The 20517-nt window shown below is 45.6% G+C and carries 13 protein-coding genes; 11 read left to right on the top strand and 2 right to left on the bottom strand.

Annotated features, from left to right (window positions below; translation table 11 throughout):
• The first annotated feature begins 48 nt into the window (after positions 1 to 48).
• From ACLI1A_RS13075 to ACLI1A_RS13030, 10 genes are all read left to right on the top strand, one after another.
• Positions 49 to 3156, top strand: coding sequence for a SusC/RagA family TonB-linked outer membrane protein (locus tag ACLI1A_RS13075; RefSeq protein WP_411409114.1), 3108 nt, complete (start codon positions 49 to 51; stop codon positions 3154 to 3156).
• 15 nt (positions 3157 to 3171) lie between these two features.
• Complete coding sequence (locus tag ACLI1A_RS13070; RefSeq protein ID WP_411409113.1) at positions 3172 to 4743, top strand: RagB/SusD family nutrient uptake outer membrane protein; 1572 nt, start codon at positions 3172 to 3174, stop codon at positions 4741 to 4743.
• 24 nt (positions 4744 to 4767) lie between these two features.
• Complete coding sequence (locus ACLI1A_RS13065; protein WP_411409112.1) at positions 4768 to 5619, top strand: hypothetical protein; 852 nt, start codon at positions 4768 to 4770, stop codon at positions 5617 to 5619.
• A 62-nt stretch (positions 5620 to 5681) separates the two neighbouring features.
• Positions 5682 to 8168: a glycoside hydrolase family 2 TIM barrel-domain containing protein gene (locus ACLI1A_RS13060; RefSeq protein ID WP_411409111.1), complete on the top strand. Its 2487-nt coding sequence runs from the start codon at positions 5682 to 5684 to the stop codon at positions 8166 to 8168.
• A gap of 91 nt (positions 8169 to 8259) precedes the next feature.
• Complete coding sequence (locus ACLI1A_RS13055; protein WP_411409117.1) at positions 8260 to 10608, top strand: TIM-barrel domain-containing protein; 2349 nt, start codon at positions 8260 to 8262, stop codon at positions 10606 to 10608.
• A 94-nt stretch (positions 10609 to 10702) separates the two neighbouring features.
• Positions 10703 to 12862 carry a glycoside hydrolase family 3 C-terminal domain-containing protein gene (locus ACLI1A_RS13050; RefSeq protein ID WP_411409110.1) on the top strand — a complete coding sequence of 720 codons (2160 nt, stop codon included), beginning with the start codon at positions 10703 to 10705 and terminating at the stop codon, positions 12860 to 12862.
• Positions 12863 to 12878: 16 nt separating this feature from the next.
• Positions 12879 to 15122 carry a glycoside hydrolase family 3 C-terminal domain-containing protein gene (locus tag ACLI1A_RS13045; RefSeq protein WP_411409109.1) on the top strand — a complete coding sequence of 748 codons (2244 nt, stop codon included), beginning with the start codon at positions 12879 to 12881 and terminating at the stop codon, positions 15120 to 15122.
• A 102-nt stretch (positions 15123 to 15224) separates the two neighbouring features.
• Positions 15225 to 16718, top strand: a complete 1494-nt coding sequence (locus ACLI1A_RS13040) for an alpha-L-fucosidase (RefSeq protein WP_411409108.1) — start codon at positions 15225 to 15227, stop codon at positions 16716 to 16718.
• A 165-nt stretch (positions 16719 to 16883) separates the two neighbouring features.
• On the top strand, positions 16884 to 17396 hold the full coding sequence (locus ACLI1A_RS13035) for a hypothetical protein (protein ID WP_411409107.1): 513 nt from the start codon (positions 16884 to 16886) through the stop codon (positions 17394 to 17396).
• Between the two features lie 158 nt (positions 17397 to 17554).
• Positions 17555 to 18097, top strand: coding sequence for a hypothetical protein (locus ACLI1A_RS13030; RefSeq protein ID WP_411409106.1), 543 nt, complete (start codon positions 17555 to 17557; stop codon positions 18095 to 18097).
• Between the two features lie 61 nt (positions 18098 to 18158).
• On the opposite strand, the gene ACLI1A_RS13025 is transcribed toward ACLI1A_RS13030, so the two are convergent.
• On the bottom strand, positions 18159 to 18905 hold the full coding sequence (locus ACLI1A_RS13025; protein WP_411409105.1) for a hypothetical protein: 747 nt from the start codon (positions 18903 to 18905) through the stop codon (positions 18159 to 18161).
• Positions 18905 to 19402, bottom strand: a complete 498-nt coding sequence (locus tag ACLI1A_RS13020) for a hypothetical protein (protein ID WP_411409104.1) — start codon at positions 19400 to 19402, stop codon at positions 18905 to 18907. The genes ACLI1A_RS13025 and ACLI1A_RS13020 overlap by 1 nt, the downstream gene beginning before the upstream one ends.
• 159 nt (positions 19403 to 19561) lie before the next feature.
• Here ACLI1A_RS13020 and ACLI1A_RS13015 point away from each other — a divergent pair, with 159 nt between their 5' ends.
• The gene (locus ACLI1A_RS13015; protein WP_411409103.1) at positions 19562 to 20443 is read left to right on the top strand and encodes an SDR family oxidoreductase; all 882 of its coding nucleotides are present in this window, start codon (positions 19562 to 19564) and stop codon (positions 20441 to 20443) included.
• Positions 20444 to 20517 lie beyond the last annotated feature (74 nt).

The following is a 20517-nucleotide window of genomic DNA, read 5'->3' as shown; positions in this document are numbered from 1 at the left end:
GGACGTCTAACCCATAATGTTAACCCTATAACCAAACTCTCATTTATCATGAAAAGTAATTTTTGTATTCCGCCAAGAGTACTTACGCTTTGCATGTTGTTTATGCTTACGATGCTTTCGTATACAGCATTTGCACAGCAAGCCACTATTTCAGGAACTATTACCTCGGCAGATGATGGCCTTGGACTTCCTGGTGTAAACGTAGTAGAAAAAGGCACAACAAATGGTGTAAGTACCGACATTGACGGTAAATTCCAAATCAGTGCAAGCACTAATGCTGTACTGGTAATTAGCTACGTAGGCTTTACTACACAGGAAATTCCTGTAAACGGCCAAACTACAATAAACGTAGCACTTAAATCTTCTACCCAGGAACTCGAAGAAGTAGTGGTAGTAGGTTACGGTACTCAAAAACGTAAGGTAAGTACGGCTGCTACTACAGTAGTAAGCGGTAAAGACCTTCAACAAACAAACAGTATTGATGCTACAAGTGCCATACAAGGGCAAACAAGTGGTGTAAACATTACACAAACATCGGGTCAGCCGGGTGCTGGTATGGTGGTAAACATCCGCGGTGCGGGTACTGTGGGTAATGCCTCTCCGCTTTATGTAGTAGACGGTGTGGTAGTAGATAACGGTATCAGCTACCTGGATCCTTCTACGATAGAAAGGATAGACGTCCTGAAAGACGCTTCTGCTGCCGCTATTTACGGTGCACGTGCAGCTAACGGTGTTATCCTTGTAACTACTAAAAAAGGTGCTGAAGGCAAAGTAACTGTTTCATTAAACAGCTACACAGGATGGCAACAAAGCTACAAAAGGCTTCCTATGCTTAATGCAAAGGAGTATGCAACTATTATGAATGAAGCTCGTGTAAACTCAGGCTTTTCTCCGCTTTACACTTCAGATCAAATAGATGCAATGCCAAATACTAACTGGCAGGATCAAATGTTTAATGACGGTGCCATGAAACAAAACCACTCACTTCTTGTAAATGGTGGTAATGATAAAGTGGTATACAGCACTGGCCTTTCTTACTACGGTCAGGATGGTCTTATAGGAAGCCAAACAGGTCAGTCTCAGTACGACCGTGTTACCTTTAATACAAACACTACCTTTAATATTATTAAAGATCGTTTTAAAATAGGTGAAAACTTCTCGTACGCTAATACAAAAAGCAGGGGTATTGCAGACCAGGGTATCTACAGTAACTCGCTAAGAGGTTTCCTTAACGCACCGCCAAACTTTGATGTATACAATGAAGACGGCAGCTACGGTTCATCTGATATTAGTGCAGATATTACAAACCCACTTGGTTTACTATACTACACTAACTTTAAAGAAACCCTTGCAAACCGTTTTGTAGGTAACGTATTTGCAGAAGTAGTACCGGTAAAAGGCCTTACAGTAAAAACTTCATTTGGTGTAGATATCTATACAGATAACTACCGTGCGTTTACCCCTACTTACCAGCTTTCATCGGTAAGCTATGCTACCGTAAACTCGGTAACACAAAGCGCTACAAACAACTTCTCATACATTTGGGAAAATACAGCTAACTACAAAGCAAGTTTTGGCAACCATAACATAGACGTACTTGGGGGTATATCTGCACGTGAGCGTTTTTCAAGGTATTCAAGCGCCACCGGCAGGGACCTTACCTTTAACGACTTTGGCCACGCTTATCTTGATAACGTAACTAACCAGGCGCTAAACACTACTACAGGTAACCGTTATGACTATGCTATAGCATCATACTTCGGTAGGGTACTGTATGATTACGACAACAAATACCTGTTTACTGCTACTATTCGCCGCGACGGTTCATCAGAATTTGGTGCAAACAACAAGTGGGCTATATTCCCTTCATTCTCTGCAGGATGGAACGTAGACAGGGAATCATTCTTCCCTCAAGACAATAAAGTGGTTAAATCACTTAAAATACGCGGTAGCTGGGGACAAAACGGTAACGACCAGTTTTCAAGGAGGTTTGCTTACATGTCTACCATATCGTCTTATGACAAAAACTACCAGTTTGGTAACGGTACAGACCTTGTAAACTATACAGGCGCAAGCCCAGACGCTCTTAACAACCCTAACCTTAAATGGGAAACTTCTGAGCAGCTTGACCTTGGTATAGATGCTACATTATTTAACAACCTAACATTTACATTCGACTATTACGATAAAACTACTAAAGACTGGCTTTTACAGGCTACAGTACCGGAAATTGCAGGTGCACAGGCTCCTTACATTAACGGTGGTAACGTAAACAACAAAGGTTTTGAAGCTGCACTTGGCTACAATACTACCTTTGGAAACGACTGGAGGCTTACAGTAAACGCCAACATTTCTAAAAACAAAAACGAAGTTACTAAGGTAGCTAACCAAAACGGTATCATTTACGGAGACAGCAACCTGCTGTTCCAGGGTATAGATGAAATAAACCGTGTACAAGAAGGACAACCTATAGGTTACTTCTATGGTCTTAAAACAGACGGTATCTTCCAGAACGAGGCTGAAATAGCCGCTTATGAGCACAACGGTACCCCGATACAGCCAAATGCACAACCGGGCGACGTGAAATTTGTAGACCTTAATGGTGACGGCGCTATTACTGCCGATGACAAAACTAAAATAGGCGACCCTAACCCTGATTACTACTACGGTATTAGCTTCCAGCTAAACTACAAGGCGTTTGACCTTTCTGTGTACACTTACGGTGTAGCTGGTAACCAGATAGCTTATGGTGTACGTGATTACTCAAGGCCATTCTACAACTACACTACAGATGTATTTGGACGTTGGACTACTGAAGGCAGCTCTAACCACCTGCCAAGGGTAACTTATGGTACTGATGCTAACGGTAACTGGACAAAATTTAGCGACCTTTACATGAAAGATGGTGATTTCTTCAGGATTAAAACCATAACACTGGGTTGCGACGTATCTAAACTATCGGATATAGTAGGTAAAACATTCTCACAATTCAGGATTTATGCTTCGGCAAATAACCTGTTTACCTTTACTAAATATCCCGGACTTGACCCTGAGGTGGGCTTTGGTAACGCAAACCAATCTTGGGCAAAAGGTATAGATGTAGGTTCATATCCACAACCAAGGACGTATATGCTTGGCTTAAGTGTTAACTTCTAAAAATTGCATGAAACAATGAAAAATATAATTAAAGTATTCGGAATAACATCATTGCTTGTACTGGGCTCTTGTACAGATGATTTTATTACAAAGTCGCCTTACACCCAGCAGGTGGAAGAAAACTTTTATAAAACCCCTGAAGACGGTCTTAAAGGTCTTGTAGCTGTATACGACATACTGCAACGCGAAGGCTACGGCGGATGGCTAATGAACACAGAAATAGCTTCAGATAACTGCTACGGTGGTTTTGGTACTGCCGACAGTAACGTAGACGTAGAGCGCGACCGTTTTCAGTTTGTTACCGACAAGGAAATGAACGACCCAATATGGGAAAATGATTACATAGGTATATACAGGGCAAACGTGCTTCTGGAAAACCTTGATAACATAGAATGGGGCGAAGATACTGCGCTACGCACACAATATGAGGCTGAGGCAAAATTCCTTAGGGCTTTTTACCATTTCCGCCTTGCAAGGGTATTTGGCGATATTGTTCCTTTAGACCATACACTTACTGCGGCTGAGTTTGAATCTCCACGCCAGTCAGCAGAGGTTACTTACAAGCTTATTGCAGAAGACCTTAAGTTTGCAGCGGATAACCTGGGAGACGATAACTACTCTACCCCTGCTAATGCTAACTATGGCCGTGTAACTAAATGGGCTGCTGAAGGCTTACTGGCCAAAGCGTTCCTTTTCTACACTACTTATTACGGACAGGCAGATCTTGCCGGTGTAGTAACTAAAGACCAGGCTATAACTTATGTAAATGATGTGGTAAACAACAGTGGCCACGCTCTTGTAGATGATTTTGCAAGCCTATGGCTGGCATCATCAGCATCTGAAGGCGCTACTTATGCAGGCGAAGGTAATACCGAAGCTGTGTTTGCTATCCGTTACAACGGTTCTGGTAATGCTAACTGGAACCTGCACGATGGTAACCGCTTTAAAGTAAACATCTCTGTTCGTGGTGGTGATTTTGGCCCATACGGACAAGGCTGGGGCGGTGGTACAGTAACACCAATGCTATATAATGCTTACGGTGCCGGAGATACCCGCCGTGATGCCACAATAATTGACTTTGTAGGCGAAGGACTTGGCTATGATGCCGATGCTAACGGACAACGTCAATACACTGGCTACGGATGGAAAAAAGGTGCACGTATAGCAGGAGAACAAGGTACAGGCGATATGCAGATAGACAACACAGAGGATATTTATCTTCTTCGTTTCTCTGATGTACTGCTTATGGCTGCCGAGCTTAACCTGGGCACTAACGACACTTTTGCACAAACCTGTTTAGACAGGATACGTAACCGTGCGTACGGAGTTACTGACAACTCGCACAGCGTACCGGCTACACTGGCAAACATTATGAACGAGCGTAGGCTGGAACTTGCTCTTGAAGGCGAAAGATGGTTCGATCTTATAAGACAAGGTATGACAGTGACTGCAGCTGCAGTAAATGCTACTAGCCAAGGAGGTGAATTTGCATTAACTTTCAGGCCAGAAACTCTTGGCTGGTTTGCACTTCCTCAATCTCAGGTACTGGTATCTAACGGTGCAATCACCCAAAATGCCGGTTGGTAATAAACAATAAAAACAATGAGACTCATGAAAAATATGTTTAAAATGATTGTTGCCCTACTGGCTGTAGGAACCATTGTTTCCTGCGATCCGGTAGAAGACCGCGATAGCCTACCGGCTATTACGCTTGATGCTTCGGAGATAAACATCTCTGTTACAATAGATCCTAGCGACCCTAATAAGGTAATTATGACTAACCTTACTGAGGACGTAATACCATACTGGAACTATACTAATGCTGCCGGTGACGACCTGGGCCATAGCAACCTACAAACCACCAGCACTGTATTTCCATTTGCAGGTACTTATACTGTATACTTTACAGCATATACCCGTGGTGGTGCAGTAGCAGCACAACCGGTAAACATAACCATAGCAAACAACGACGAAGATTACTTCAGCGCAGCAGAATGGGGTTACCTTACAAATGGTACTGAAGGAAAAACCTGGGTACTGGATATGGACAGCCCTATAGGCTGGTGTGGTCTTGACTACCCTGCTTCAAGCGGCGATAACTGGGCCTGGTTCCCTACTTACAACGATGCAAGCTGGGCTATGGTTAACAAAGACTGGGGCAGCATGACGTTTAACCTTGATGGTAACTATAACGTAAGCATTAGCCAAACAGCCCTTGCTACTACAGACCAGACTACAAAAACAGGTACTTTCTCTCTAAACCTTGATACAGACAGGCTGATATTTAACGGAGGCCCCGAAATGCTGTATGGCGGAGATTACTACCCTGACTGTAGTAACTGGGTAAATGTACACGTACTGGAAATTACTGAAACATCGCTGCGCCTTGCAGTAGTACGCGACCAAAGCCGTACAGGTGAAGGACAGTGCCAGATAATGTTCCACTACAAACCAGCAGAATAATTTTTCTCATAATTGGGGCCGGTAAGCATGAGGGCTTACCGGCCTTTTTTAAATAACCCGTAATGACTGCACCTTACAAACTAAATCTTATTAAAACCCTGGCGCTTGCCGGTACCATAACCCTGGTAGCTTGCGGTACCCAGGACACTACCCTGCTTGCAAACCGTAAAGTAGATTTTAATACCGGTTGGCAATTTCACCTGAATGATTCTAAAGACCACGATACCATAGGCACAGCCACACAGTGGCGCACCCTTAACCTTCCGCACGACTGGAGCATAGAAGGCAGCTTTGACGAGCACAGCCCTGCGGGAATAGGCGGCGGCGCACTAACCGGCGGCCTGGGCTGGTATAAAAAAACATTCAGCGTACCACAAGCCGACAGCGATAAAATTACCACCATAACGTTTGACGGGATATATAAGAACAGCAGCGTATGGGTAAACGGCCATTACCTGGGCAACCGCCCTAACGGATACATCGGCTTTAGCTATAACATTACCCCCTACCTTAAATTTGGCGAAGACCAAGAGAATGAAATCATTGTAAAGGCCGATAACTCGAAACAGCCTAATTCGCGCTGGTATTCGGGTTCGGGTATTTACCGCAGCGTGTGGCTTACTACCACTGCTAATGTACATGTAGCCGAATACGGTACATACATTACCACACCTAAGGTTTCGGCAGAAAAAGCTACCGTAGCACTTGAAACCACCGTAAAAAATGAAGACAAAGCGGAAAAAACCGCTACCATAACCACCACCATTTATAAAGGCGACAGTGAAATAACAGCTGTTACTGCCGAGCAAAAGATAGGTGCCAATACACAGCAGGAAGTAACGCAGCAAACCGAGATAACTAACCCGGCATTGTGGAGTACCGAAAAACCGGAACTATACCGCGCCGTTACCGAAATAAGTGTAGATGGCAAAGTGGCTGATGTGTATGAAACCACTTTTGGTATCCGTGATTTTAAATTTGACTTAGACAAGGGCTTTATCCTAAACGGGAAGCCTCTGAAAATAAAAGGTGTATGCCTGCACCACGATTTGGGTCCGCTGGGCTCAGCGTTTAATACCCGTGCTATGGAGCGCGAATTGCAGATTATGATGGAAATGGGCGTTAACGGTATCCGTACCAGCCACAACCCTCCTGCCCCGGAACTACTGGACCTGTGCGACAAAATGGGCCTTATTGTTATGGACGAAGCCTTTGACATGTGGGCACAGGCCAAAAACCCTGACGACTACAGCAAAGACTGGGACAAATGGCACAAGAAAGACCTGGAAGACCAGGTACTGCGCGACCGTAACCACCCAAGTGTGTTTATGTGGAGCATAGGGAACGAAATCCCGGAACAATGGAGTGACAAGGGTGCTGATATAGGCCGAGAACTTGCCGCCATTGTAAAAAACCTAGATAAAACAAGGCCGGTTACAGCAGCCATGAACCCACCGGTAGCGGTAGATGCCACCAAAGTAAGCATACAGTTTACAAACACTGCCGATAAGCCGAACAACCTTGCGGCATCAGGAGCGCTGGATATCATTGGCTACAACTATGCCCACCAAACCTGGCCAAAGCACCAGGTAAACTTCCCTAAGGTGCCATTTATTGCTACCGAAACTACTTCGGCACTGGAAACAAGGGGTTATTATGATGCAAAATCAGATACGATAAAAATATGGCCTAAGCGTTGGGACATACCGTTCCACGACGGTAACCCGGGCAATACGGTTTCGGCATACGACCAGGTACAGGCTCCGTGGGGTTCTACCCATGAGGAAACCTGGAAAGTGATGAAGAAATACGATTTCCTTTCGGGGATGTTCATCTGGACAGGCTTCGACTACATTGGCGAACCTACCCCTTACCTGTGGCCGAGTATCAGCTCGTACTTCGGTGTGGCCGACCTTGCCGGTTTCCCGAAAGACGTGTACTACATGTACCAAAGCGAATGGACCGATAAGGACGTGCTGCACGTTTTCCCGCACTGGAATTGGAAAGCAGGACAAGAAGTAGACGTATGGGCCTACTACAACCACGCGGACGAAGTGGAGCTGTACCTTAACGGCAAATCACTTGGCAAAAAAAGCAAGCACGGCGACGATCTCCATATTATGTGGAGGGTAAAATACGAGCCGGGTACGCTAAAAGCCGTATCGCGCAAAGGCGGTAAGGTGGTATTGGAAAAAGAAATAAAAACCGCCGGTGCGCCTGCTGCCCTGAAAGCTACTGCCGACCGCGAAACCATAACTGCCGATGGCACCGACCTAAGCTACATAACCGTAGACATTACCGATGCCAATGGTGTATTTGCCGCAACAGCCGGTAACATGATAAACTTCAGCCTGAAGGGCGACGGTAAAATAGTAGGCGTGTGCAGCGGCGACCCCGTGAGCCACGAACCGTACAAAGCCGAAAAACACAGCGCCTGGATGGGCAAATGCCTTGTAATAGTACAGGCGGGCTCTAAGGCTGGTACGCTGGAACTTACAGCGAGTTCGCCCGGGCTTAAGAGTGCTACAATAACCCTGAATACAAAATAACGGATTGCAAATAACCTCTCGCTTATAACCAAACTATAACCTCATGAACAAACAAAAACTAAGCGTACTGTCGGCCATAGCGGCGCTCTTTATGGGAGGGCACAGCATGCAGGCACAAGTGCAGAATGCCGATGTGCTGAACGGGCCTATCGACATCAGCAAGGATTTTGAGAACTACCTCAACGCCTTCTATTTTGCCGATGAGCTTGCGTCTTTTGACCCGGCTACCGGAAAAGGTACGGTAAAATACATACGCAATACCTACCAGATACGTCACGCATTCGACAACATGCTGATGAAACCGGTAGTAACCCCGCCAAATGAGTTCCCTACCACCGAGTACGAAGTATCGCCGGTACTGCCATTCAGCATACAGTTTGTTTCAGAGCGTGCCGTGAGGATAAAAATGGCTTCGGGGCCGCAGTTCCACCAGCCTACAGAATCGCTGATGCTGGTAAACGGCACGGCACCAAACCACCCTGAACTTTGGAAATACAGCAAAACAACTACCGGGCACAAGTACACCGGCAAGTACGGTTCGGTAGAGATAATAGCCAACCCATGGCACGTAAAAATATACGATGCAGCCGGTAAACTGCTTACCAGCACCATCCACGACAAGGATGTGCAGAATACCTACACCCCTATCCTGCCGTTCAGCTTCGTGCGCCGCACTGCTGATTATTCGCGCAGCATGGCACCGGTATTCAGCCTAGAGCCCGATGAAAAGATATTCGGCTGTGGTGAATCGTTTACCAACTTTAACAAGCGCGGGCAAAAGGTAATCCTGTATACAGATGATGCTAACGGTGTACAGAACGAAACCATGTACAAGCCGATACCTTTCTACATGAGCAGTCGTGGCTATGGTGTGTTTATGCATACCTCATCACCCATTACGGTAGACTTTGGTAAATATGAAGCCAACACCAACAAAATGATGATAGGCGACGACGAGGCCGACCTGTTCCTGTTTATCGGTGAGCCGAAGGACATCCTTGATGAATATACCGACCTTACAGGTAAGGCATCAATGCCGCCACTGTGGTCATTCGGGTTGTGGATGAGCCGTATTACCTATTTCTCTGAAAAAGAAGGCCGTGAGGTTGCCAAAAACCTTCGCAAGAACAAAATACCAAGTGATGTAATCCACTTTGATACCGGCTGGTTTGATACCGACTGGAGGAACAACTACCAGTTTGCCTCTAAGCGTTTTGAAGATCCTGTAAAAATGATGGTCGACCTGAAGAAAGACGGCTTTAATATATGCCTGTGGCAGCTGCCGTACTTCACGCCAAAGAATACGCTTTTTAACGAAATTGTAGACAACAACCTTGCCGTGAAAGACCGTAAGGGCAACCTTCCGTATGAAGATGCCGTGCTGGACTTTACCAACCCGGCTACTATAAAATGGTATCAGGGCAAACTGAAAAACCTGTTTGACCAGGGTGTTGCCGTATTTAAGGTAGACTTTGGGGAGGCTGCTCCGTATGACGGTATTTACAGCAACGGGCGCACCGGTTTTTACGAGCACAACCTGTACCCGCTGCGCTATAACAAGGCTGTTGCCGAAGTTACCCAACGCGAAAAAGGCTATACGCTGATATGGGCGCGCAGTACCTGGGCCGGTAGCCAGCGTTACCCGCTGCATTGGGGTGGCGATGCCGCTACCACTAATGGTGCTATGAGCGCTACTCTAAGGGGTGGGCTTTCACTGGGGCTTTCAGGATTTAGTTTCTGGAGCCACGATGTGGGCGGATTTGTTACCAAATCGCCTGAGCCATTGTACCGCAGGTGGACACCGTTCGGGATGCTTACCAGCCACGTACGCAGCCACGGCGAACCGCCTAAGGAGCCATGGCTGTACAGCAGCGACTTCCTGGAAATGTACCGTAATGCCGATAACATGCGCTACGAGCTGATGCCGTACATCTATGCCCAGGCGAAAGACTGTACCGAACGTGGCCTACCAATGATGCGTGCCTTGTTTGTGGAATACCCTAACGACCCCGGTTCTTGGCTTGTAGACAACGAATACCTTTTTGGGTCAGACATGTTAGTGGCACCGCTATTTGAGGAAGTTACCGAAAGGGATGTATACCTTCCGCCGGGACAATGGATAGATTACCAGACTAAAAAAGTATATGAAGGCGGCTGGCATAAAATCAAGGCCGGAGACCTGCCGATAGTAGTATTGGTTAAGAACGGTACTGTGCTTCCGCACATAAAACTGGCGCAAAGCACCCAGGACATGGACTGGAGCAAGCTTACGCTTAAAGTATATGCTACAGATGCTACTACTGCGGCTACTGGTAAGGTATACCTACCGGGCAGCGATGCAGTACAAACCGTAAGCACTGCCAAAAAAGGCAGCAGCTTTGAGGTAAGCCAGAATCCTTTGAATGGAAAAACCACTTTTAAAACCGAGTGGGTTAAATAATTTAAGTTACTATTTGGGTTAGTTGATTTAGGTTGCCGGGGATCTGCCGGAATCAGGTCCCCGGTTTTTTATCTGCCCATTTACAAAACCAATAATGAAATTTTTAAAACTATACATACTACTACTCATCAGTACCACGGCATTGGCACAGTACAAATACCCTTTCCAAAACCCAACGTTGGACACGGAAAAGCGTATTGACAACCTGCTACAGCTTATGACGCTGGATGAGAAGATACACGCACTAAGCACCAACCCATCAGTGCCGCGCCTGGGCATTAAAGCCGCCGGGCATGTGGAAGGCCTGCATGGACTGGCACTGGGCGGCCCCGGAGAATGGGGTGGCAAGGGCAAAGCGCCGCTGACTACAACCACGTTTCCGCAGGCGTATGGCCTTGGCGAAACCTGGGATACTGAGTTGCTACAAAAAGTGGCAGCCGTAGAAGGTTACGAAACCCGCTATGCATACCAACACTACAACCGTGGTGCACTGGTAGTACGCGCCCCGAATGCCGACCTTGCCCGCGACCCGCGTTGGGGGCGCACCGAAGAAAGCTATGGCGAAGATGCTTTTTTTAACGGTACCATGACCGTGGCTTTTGTAAAAGGGCTACAGGGCAACGATAAAAAATACTGGCAGACTGCTGCGCTGATGAAGCACTTCCTTGCCAACAGCAATGAAGACGGCCGTACCTATACCTCATCTGATTTTGATGAAAGGCTATTTAGGGAATACTATTCGCTTCCGTTTAAAATGGGTGTCGAAGAAGGCGGGAGCCGTGCCTACATGGCGGCTTACAACAAAGTGAACGGCATACCGGCTATGGTGCACCCTATGCTAAAGGACATCACAGTAAAGGAATGGGGTCAGAACGGCATTATCTGTACCGACGGCGGTGCTTTTGGCCTGCTGCTCTCTGACCATAAATATTATGCCGATAAGTTCCTTGGGGCGGCAGCGGCAGTTAAGGCAGGCATCAACCAGTTTCTGGACGATTATGCCGATGCCGTATACGGCGCTGTGGCAAACGGTTACCTTACCGAAAAGGAAATCGATGCCGTTATCCGTGGTGATTACCGCGTGATGATAAAGCTCGGACTGCTGGACAGCGAAACCAAAGCCAACCCGTTTGCAGCCATTGGCACAGAAAAAGATGTCACAGACCCGTGGGCAACCGAAGCCCATAAAAAACTGGCACTGGAAGCTACGCAGAAGTCGATTGTACTATTAAAGAACGCCCCTACTAAGCAGCTGTTGCCATTGGATAAAACCAAGATAAAACGCATAGCCGTAATAGGCCCTCGTGCCGACGAGGTATTGCTGGACTGGTACAGTGGCACACCGCCATATACCGTAACACCACTTGCAGGCATTAAGGCCAAAGCAGGAGAAAACATTGAGGTAACTTACGCCTTAGATAATAAAGATGGTAAAGCCGTAGCCCTTGCAAAAAACGCTGACGTAGCCATAGTGGTGGTGGGTAACCACCCATGGTGCAACGCCGGATGGAACCAATGCCCCGTGCCGAGCAACGGTAAGGAATCGGTAGACAGGCAGTCGCTGGAACTGGAATATGAAGACCTTGTAAAGGTGGTACAGCAGGCCAACCCGAATACCGTGGTTGTACTGATGAGCAGCTTCCCCTACTCCATTAACTGGACACAAGAGCATGTACCTGCCATAGTACACATGACGCACAACAGCCAAGAAACGGGCACGGCACTTGCCAATGTGCTTTTTGGCGATTATAACCCAGCCGGAAGACTTACGCAAACCTGGGTTAAGGACATAACCGACCTGCCGGAACTTATGGATTATAACATCCGCCACGGGAGGACATATATGTATTTTAAAGGAAAATCGCTGTATGCCTTTGGCTATGGCCTTAGCTATACTACCTTTGTATATAAGGCTTTGGAAACCAACACAACTTCGCTAAAGAAAAACGGTACGGTAACGGTTAATGTTACCCTAACCAATACAGGAAGCCGCGATGGCGAGGAAGTGGTACAGTTGTATGTGGCGCATCCGGATTCGAAAATCGAAAGGCCGGTTAAGGAGCTGAAGGCTTTTGCCCGTGTGGCGCTGAAGGCCGGCGAGACGAAAACCGTACCGCTTACACTGCGTGCAAAGGATTTTGAATACTGGAATACGCAAAAACAACGCTTTGAACTGGAACCCGGTACACTAGAACTACAGACAGGCGGAGCATCGGACAACATAGTACTTAAAAAGAATATTAAAACAGAATAGTAACCTGAACCCAAATATGAAGAACAAGTTTTTATGCCTTTCGGCAGCAATGATGCTTGTAATGGTATCTTGCAAAGAAGACAAATCAACAGACAGTACCGAAAGCGGCGCTATTGCCGCCAAGTATGAAGGTACACCTATGAGCGACGAATGGGACGCTGAAATTGACGGAATTGTTAGTAAAATGACCCTTGAGGAAAAAATCGGGCTGCTGCACGGTTACAGTATGTTTACTAACGAGGGCGTGGAGCACCTGGGCATCCCGGAAGTGCACATGGCCGACGGCCCGCTGGGTATCCGCGAAGAACTGGAGCGTATGAGCTGGGCTCCGCTGCACCTGGAAACCGATTATGCCACGTACTACCCTGCCGGTGGTGGCCTTTCGGCTACATGGAATCCTGAAATGGCACACACTTTTGGTAAAAGCATAGGCGAAGAAGCCCGTGCACGCGAAAAAGATGTATTGCTTGCCCCTGCGTTTAACATTATCCGTACTCCGCTGGGTGGCCGTACTTTTGAGTACATGACCGAGGACCCGTTCCTTAACAAAAGCCTTGTAGTACCTTATGTAGTAGGTGTACAGGAAAACAACGTAGCTGCATGTATTAAGCACTATGCCGCTAACAACCAGGAAACCAACCGTGGTACTGTAGACGTGCTTATGGACGAACGTACCCTACGCGAAATTTATCTACCTGCATTTCACGATGCTGTTACTAAAGCTAATGCGTACAGTGTAATGGGTGCGTACAACAGGTTCCGTGGCGATTACCTATGCGAAAATCCATACATGCTGCAAAACATTCTTAGGGATGAGTGGGGCTTTAAGGGTATCGTAATTTCTGACTGGGATGCCGTACATAGTACCAAGAAAGCACTTGAAGCCGGTACCGACCTTGAAATGGGTACCAACAAGCCTTCTTTTGAAGAGTTTTATTTTGCCAAGCCACTTCTTGCCGAAGTAAAAGCTGGTAAAGTAAGCGAGGCTGAAGTGGACAAACACGCAAAAAGGATACTGAAGTTGCTTTATAACCTTAAGGCTATGGGCAAAAAAGAAGGCCGTGCCAAAGGAAGCATTGCTACCGAAGCACACTTTAAAGATGCTTACAGCATAGCTTCAGAATCAATAATACTGCTTAAAAACAGCGAAAGCCTGCTTCCACTAAACACTAACGGTCTTAAGAGCGTAGCTGTTATAGGTGCTAATGCTGACAAGAAGCATGCCCAGGGTGGTTTTGGTGCCGGTGTAAAAACCAAGCACGAAATTACGCCACTTGCAGCACTTAAAGCTAAACTACCTAAATCAGTAACGATAAACTATGCTGAAGGTTATAAAACTGAATTCAAGCCTAAAAAGGAAATGAAATTTGGCGATGTAACCCAGGAAGCAAAAGAAACGGTAAACGACCTTGACCCTAAAATGCTGGCTGAGGCTGTTGAAGCCGCTAAAAAATCAGATGTAGCTATCCTTGTGGTAGGTGCTAACCGCGACTATGAAACAGAAGCTTCTGACCGTACCGACCTTACACTTCCGTTTGGCCAGCAGGCACTTATTTCTGCTGTAACTAAAGCAAATCCTAAAACCATTGTAGTATTTGTAGCCGGTTCTCCGTATGACCTGAACCAGGTGGAAAAAGAAAACTCTACAATAGTATGGAACTGGTATAACGGCTCTGAAAGCGGTAACGCACTTGTAGACGTGCTTCTTGGTAATGTTAACCCATCGGGTAAACTCCCTTGGACCATGCCTAAACGTATAGAAGACTCACCTGCTCATGCTACAAAGAGTTTCCCAGGTGGTGCTACAGAAGAATATAAAGAAGGCATACTTGTAGGTTACCGTTGGTTCGATACTAAAAATGTGGCTCCGCTTTATCCGTTTGGTTACGGACTTAGCTATACTACATTTGATTTTGCCAATGCTAAAACTGATAAAAAAGAGTATGGCAACGACGATACCATTAAAGTTACCGTAGAGGTGAAAAACACCGGTAAAAAAGATGGTAAAGAAGTAGTACAGCTGTATGCAAGTAAAGCCGAAAGCAAAGTACAGCGTGCCGCTAAAGAACTTAAGGGCTTTAACAAGGTAGCTGTAAAATCGGGCAGTAGCCAAAAAGTAACCATTGAAGTTCCGGTTAAAGAACTTGCGTACTATAATGTAGCTTCTAAAAAATGGGTTGTAGAACCGGGTACATACACCTTTAAGCTGGGTAACTCTTCAAGGGATATTAAAGCTGAAGTAAGTGTGACTGTGAAGTAATAAGCCTCACCCCAACCCCTCTCCAAAGGAGAGGGGCTAACAACACTCTTGAAAACAACTCACAGTAATTTTGTCCCTTTGCACAAGGGGATAAACCATAACATGAAAAAAAATACAATAGCAATAGTCGCTTTATTTGCTCTGGCAAGTTGTTCTACCGCTAAAAAAGGCATACCCGAAGTACGCCACTACGAGCCTACGTGGGAATCGCTGGCACAATACGATGAGTCGGCTGAGTGGTTTAAGGATGCTAAATTCGGTATCTATGCGCACTGGGGTGTGCTTTCGGTACCGGCGTATGCCAACGACTGGTACCCACGCAACATGCACGTGGTAGGCACCGACGAAAACAAACACCAGGTAGAAACCTATGGCCCGCTGAATAAATTTGGCTACCATGATTTTGTACCGATGTTTAAGGCTGAGAAATTCAACGCCGACGAATGGGCCGACCTTATGGTGAAATCGGGTGCTAAATTTGGCGGTGTGGTAGCCGAGCACCACGACGGCTGGAGCAACTGGGCCAGTAAAATAAACCCATGGAACAGCCAGGATATGGGGCCACACCGCGACCTTGTGGGTGAACTGGCAAAAGCCATACACGGCCGCGGACTGAAGTTGGTAACCAGCTTCCATAAGGACAGAAACCTACAGTTGTTCCAGGATGAAAAGGACAAGTGGCTGGATGACACCTCTTATTTTCCGTACAACCCTGATATGGCAACTTCGAGCACCGACCCAAAAATCCGTATGATGTACGGTAACATACCGAGGGAGCAGTTTTATGCCAACTGGGTGGGTGAACTGAAGGAGCTTATAGACAACTATTCGCCCGACCTGATTTACTTTGACAGTAAAATGACCAAGATACCCGAGCCGTACAAGCAGCAGTTTTTGGCACATTACTTCAACCATTCTGTAGCGGAGAAAAAGCAGATTGTGGTTACCCACAAGGAAGGTGAACTGCCAAAAACCGTAAGCCTTGAGGATTTTGAAAAAGGCCGCAACAATGCCATTACCAATGATTTTTGGCTAACGGATGAAACCGTATCGGTGGGCAGCTGGAGTTACACGAATAACCTTGGACTGAAAAGCGCTGATGAAATCATTGATCTGCTGGCGGATATAGTGAGCAAGAACGGCGCATTGATGCTGAACATCTCCCCTATGGCCGACGGTACCATACCGCAAAACCAGAAGGACATACTGCTTACTATAGGTAAATGGCTGGAAGTAAACGGCGAGGCCATATACGGCAGCCGTACCTGGAAAACCTTTGGCGAAGGCCCTACCAAAATGGGTAAGGCAGGTATGTTTGCCGATAAGGTAACCTACACCGCGCAAGACATACGCTACACACGTAAAGGCAACACCGTGTATGCCATATTCCTTGGGTGGCCGGGAAGCAATAGCGTGATAACCCTGGAAGCCTTTAGCGGTAAGGTATTTGACTTTATCCCGAAAGTGAAAAAGGTAACCGTACTGGCCTCAGGCGAAAACCTGGACTTTAGTACAGATGACAAAGGCCTGCACTTTAGCACACCTACTAAAGTGATAGACGAAAAGGCTTTTGTGGTAAAAATAGAAACAGAGTAATATTGTACTCTACTCATATTAAGATGGCTGCTGTAAAAGGCAGCCATTTTTATTTGGGTATAACCGAAATAAGAAGAAAGTATTTTCAATATATTTGGATAACAATCCAAAAGCATTTCGTAAAATGCTTTAAGCCAAAACGTAACCAATTATTTTTAAATAACTATGAAAAAGTTTTTATCCCCTTTCGTTGCACTTTTTTGTATAGCAATTGTTTCGTGCAGTAATGATAACGATACTGCTCCACAAACCACAGGCTATAATTCAACACTCAAGGCAGATGATACAGCCTTTGTGCCTGTTACCGCTGAAGATGCCAAAACATCTTGGGCTTATGGATACCCGGATGTACATGAACGCGTTTTTAACCTTACAGACCCAGCCACATCGGCTACAATACAGGTGTATATTATAGCGCACAATACTAATGCCAGTGGCACGTATAGCGCTTCTGCTTCCTACACAGAAAATGCTCTTATGGGGCAATATAAACTTGGTAATCAATCATACACATTTGGCACAAACAGTAAGGTAGTAGTAAAGGACAACGGCAATAATCATTATAAGCTTACTTTTACAAATGTAACCGCAACCGGTATGGTTAATGACGCACCGGTTACTAAAAACATTACCGGCAGCTTTGAGGGGACTTTTACAGATGACCCGTGGCTGCCGTAACAAATTATAGAAGCCCTGTTTTATCAGGGCTTTTTTATGCAGTCTGTGTTAAACAACCTATAAAGTATAATCAACTTTTTAGTAAGTGTTGTACCTTTAAGAATATCTGTGCGATATAGGCCTTAAGACAATGTTTAACTCAAAAAAACTGCACAACTATGAAAAAGGTATTATTACTATTATTATGTGTTGCCACAACATCTATGTGGGCACAAGACCAAAGTAAAGATTATGTAGAGTACATCGTAAAAGGGAAAATGGAAACGGTAACCCTGCACTTTCCGCTTAAAAGCTACGTACATATAGAAGGACACGACACCTGGATGATGGTAAACGAAAAGAAAGTTAAAATTAACGTGGCTGCCGTACCCGATTATGACAACGAAGATGCTGGGCGAAATACCCCTACCGACATCCTGAACAACTACATGATAAAAGACAAAAAACCGGGAGCCTCATTGGCTGAACTGTATACCCGAAAAACGGAAATACTGGCTACAAAAGACAATAAGATAATGGCATTTTGGTACAACGAAAATCCACAAGGACAGTTCCCTTCCGAGATAAAGGTTGCTACTGTAGCCGGGAACTCTATAATACAGTTTACACTACTGGAACCCATGCAGGATATAGTAGCCTACAAAAGGCTGCTTATAGCCATACTGAACACCGCAGATTTACAAGCTGTGGCCGTAAAATAGTAAAATAACAAAAGGGCTATCCTGAAACGGATAGCCCTTTTTGTATATAATAACCGCGCTATTATTGTGCAAATGAAACCTCACTGTTCAGTGCATATTGACTTATAGAAGCACTATTAAGCGTATAGTTGTATACCCCATAATCGCCTACGGCGTACAGTTCATCTCCCCTGATAATAATATCATTGCACTGTTTGTTTATCGTGGTAGCCAAAACAGGCTCTTCAGCATTTGTAATGTCGAATATCTTAATTACATCGTCGCAAACCAGAAGATAGTTGCCGTAAAGGCCAAGCCCCTTAGGCGATACAAGGCCGCGCTGGTGTACCAGTAAAGGCGAATTTACATCGGTAATATCATACACCATAAGGGCATTGTTATTATTACCACACCAGGTATTGGTGTGCAGGGTAACATAAGCATGGGTACCATTTGCAACCACAGGATCGCAAGCAGTAAAGTGCGATACCGCGGCCAGCATTTCAGGATCCTCGGGGTTAGTTATAGAGTACATGTACATACCGCTCTGCGAGCCCACATACAGCATATCGCCATCGGCAAACAGTGTTTCTATATCAAAAGCAATCTGTACGGTATTTACCTGTACAGGGCCTGTAGCGCTGAGTAGCGAAAATACATTAAGATTCCTGTGGTCTACCGTATACAAATAATCCCCCTTAAGGGCAAAAATAGCCGTAGAGCCACCCTGACCATCGGTACCTGGGCTGTTGCTTGTACTTTCCTGGCTGTCGCTGCTGCATGCAATGGCCAGCACAGCGATAATTATAAATAGGTATAGCTTTTTCATTATGATTTCGGTATCCAGTTAACAATTACTTCGTCTTGCGCAAGGTATTTTATACTGTTATCCGGTGCCTGTTTTTGAGGAAAAATATTGCGTACACGTCCGGTAACCGTAATAGCTGAACCGCTGTACGTAAGCGTTACAAGATCTACCGCCTGGTTTATGTACAGGTTGTTGTTCCTTATGGCTACATCGGTAGCACCGGGTACTTCTATAAAAGCTACAGGTGTGGGGTTAGCGGGGTTCTGATAATTGTATACATGGAAACCTTTATTTTTTTCCGTTATATACATCATATCATCTTTAATGTAAATTTTACCTGCATCGGTTACGGCCTGGGCAGGCTTAAGTTTTATGGAAGCTTCTAACTGGGAACGCATCATGGTTACAGCCTTGTATTGTGATGAGTGATTTACAAAATCATCATCGGTGCCGGTTCCCCAACAGCCGTACAGTAACAGGCTGGCAAGAGGTACTGCAAATAATTTAAGATATTTCATAATCAATTGGTTATTATTGGTAAAGATCCCAAGATAATAAAAAGGTTGCGTATGCACGATAAATTTTATTGGCAAAATTCGCACAGAAAAACAATAGGCATGCATACTATTTTTAGTATCTTTACTATAACAAACAAGTAAACAAACCTCATTAAAAAGATGAATTATACCGAAAAAATGCTGCGCGACGATGCCCTTACAGGCAAAGTAATAGTGGTTACGGGCGGCGGTAGTGGCCTGGGCCAAAGCATGACCAAATATTTTTTAGAACTGGGTGCAAAAGTAGCCATTACCAGCCGCGATCTGGAAAAACTACAAAACACTGCCAAAGAACTGGAAGCCGAAACCGGTGGAACCTGCCTGGCTGTGCAATGCGATGTACGCAACTATGAAGAAGTGGAAAGCATGTTGCAAACTGTTTTGACTACATTCGGTAAAGTAGATGTGCTGCTGAATAATGCTGCGGGCAACTTTATTTCGCCTACCGAGAGGCTTTCGGCACACGCCTTTGATACTATTATAGATATAGTGCTTAAGGGCAGTAAAAACTGTACGCTGGCTTTTGGTAAACACTGGATAGACACCAAACAGCAAAATACTGTAGTATTAAATATAGTAACCACATACGCCTGGACCGGTAGTGCCTATGTGGTGCCAAGTGCAACCGCAAAAGCAGGTGTACTGGCCATGACGCGCAGCCTTGCTGTAGAATGGGCCAAGTACGGCATACGCACTAATGCCATAGCACCGGGGCCCTTCCCTACCAAGGGTGCATGGGACAGGCTGCTGCCGGGTGACCTGAAAGATAAATTTGACCTGGCTAAAAAAGTACCGCTAAAGCGTGTAGGCGACCATCAGGAGTTGGCTAACCTTGCAGCCTATCTTGTTTCTGATTTTTCTGCATATGTAAATGGCGAAGTAATAACAATAGACGGCGGCGAATGGCTGAAAGGCGCCGGGCAATTTAACCTTTTGGAAGCAATTCCTGAAGAATTATGGAACCAACTGGAAGCTATGATAAAAGCCAAAAAAAATAAGTAAAAGACCTTTTTTTACTTTAATTCCCCCACTTGTCTCATTTCGTCCTGAAGAGGTAAATAAAAGATTGTAAGAGT

Source organism: Flavobacterium sp. RHBU_3, from assembly GCF_046613565.1.
Classification (GTDB): domain Bacteria; phylum Bacteroidota; class Bacteroidia; order Flavobacteriales; family Flavobacteriaceae; genus Flavobacterium.
This window is presented reverse-complemented; position numbering and strand designations above follow the sequence as displayed.

Coding starts and splice junctions, on each gene's coding strand:
- ACLI1A_RS13075 (WP_411409114.1), top strand. CDS start 49: ATGAAAAGTAATTTTTGTATTCCGCCAAGAGTACTTACGCTTTGCATG.
- ACLI1A_RS13070 (WP_411409113.1), top strand. CDS start 3,172: ATGAAAAATATAATTAAAGTATTCGGAATAACATCATTGCTTGTACTG.
- ACLI1A_RS13065 (WP_411409112.1), top strand. CDS start 4,768: ATGAAAAATATGTTTAAAATGATTGTTGCCCTACTGGCTGTAGGAACC.
- ACLI1A_RS13060 (WP_411409111.1), top strand. CDS start 5,682: ATGACTGCACCTTACAAACTAAATCTTATTAAAACCCTGGCGCTTGCC.
- ACLI1A_RS13055 (WP_411409117.1), top strand. CDS start 8,260: ATGGGAGGGCACAGCATGCAGGCACAAGTGCAGAATGCCGATGTGCTG.
- ACLI1A_RS13050 (WP_411409110.1), top strand. CDS start 10,703: ATGAAATTTTTAAAACTATACATACTACTACTCATCAGTACCACGGCA.
- ACLI1A_RS13045 (WP_411409109.1), top strand. CDS start 12,879: ATGAAGAACAAGTTTTTATGCCTTTCGGCAGCAATGATGCTTGTAATG.
- ACLI1A_RS13040 (WP_411409108.1), top strand. CDS start 15,225: ATGAAAAAAAATACAATAGCAATAGTCGCTTTATTTGCTCTGGCAAGT.
- ACLI1A_RS13035 (WP_411409107.1), top strand. CDS start 16,884: ATGAAAAAGTTTTTATCCCCTTTCGTTGCACTTTTTTGTATAGCAATT.
- ACLI1A_RS13030 (WP_411409106.1), top strand. CDS start 17,555: ATGAAAAAGGTATTATTACTATTATTATGTGTTGCCACAACATCTATG.
- ACLI1A_RS13025 (WP_411409105.1), bottom strand. CDS start 18,905: ATGAAAAAGCTATACCTATTTATAATTATCGCTGTGCTGGCCATTGCA.
- ACLI1A_RS13020 (WP_411409104.1), bottom strand. CDS start 19,402: ATGAAATATCTTAAATTATTTGCAGTACCTCTTGCCAGCCTGTTACTG.
- ACLI1A_RS13015 (WP_411409103.1), top strand. CDS start 19,562: ATGAATTATACCGAAAAAATGCTGCGCGACGATGCCCTTACAGGCAAA.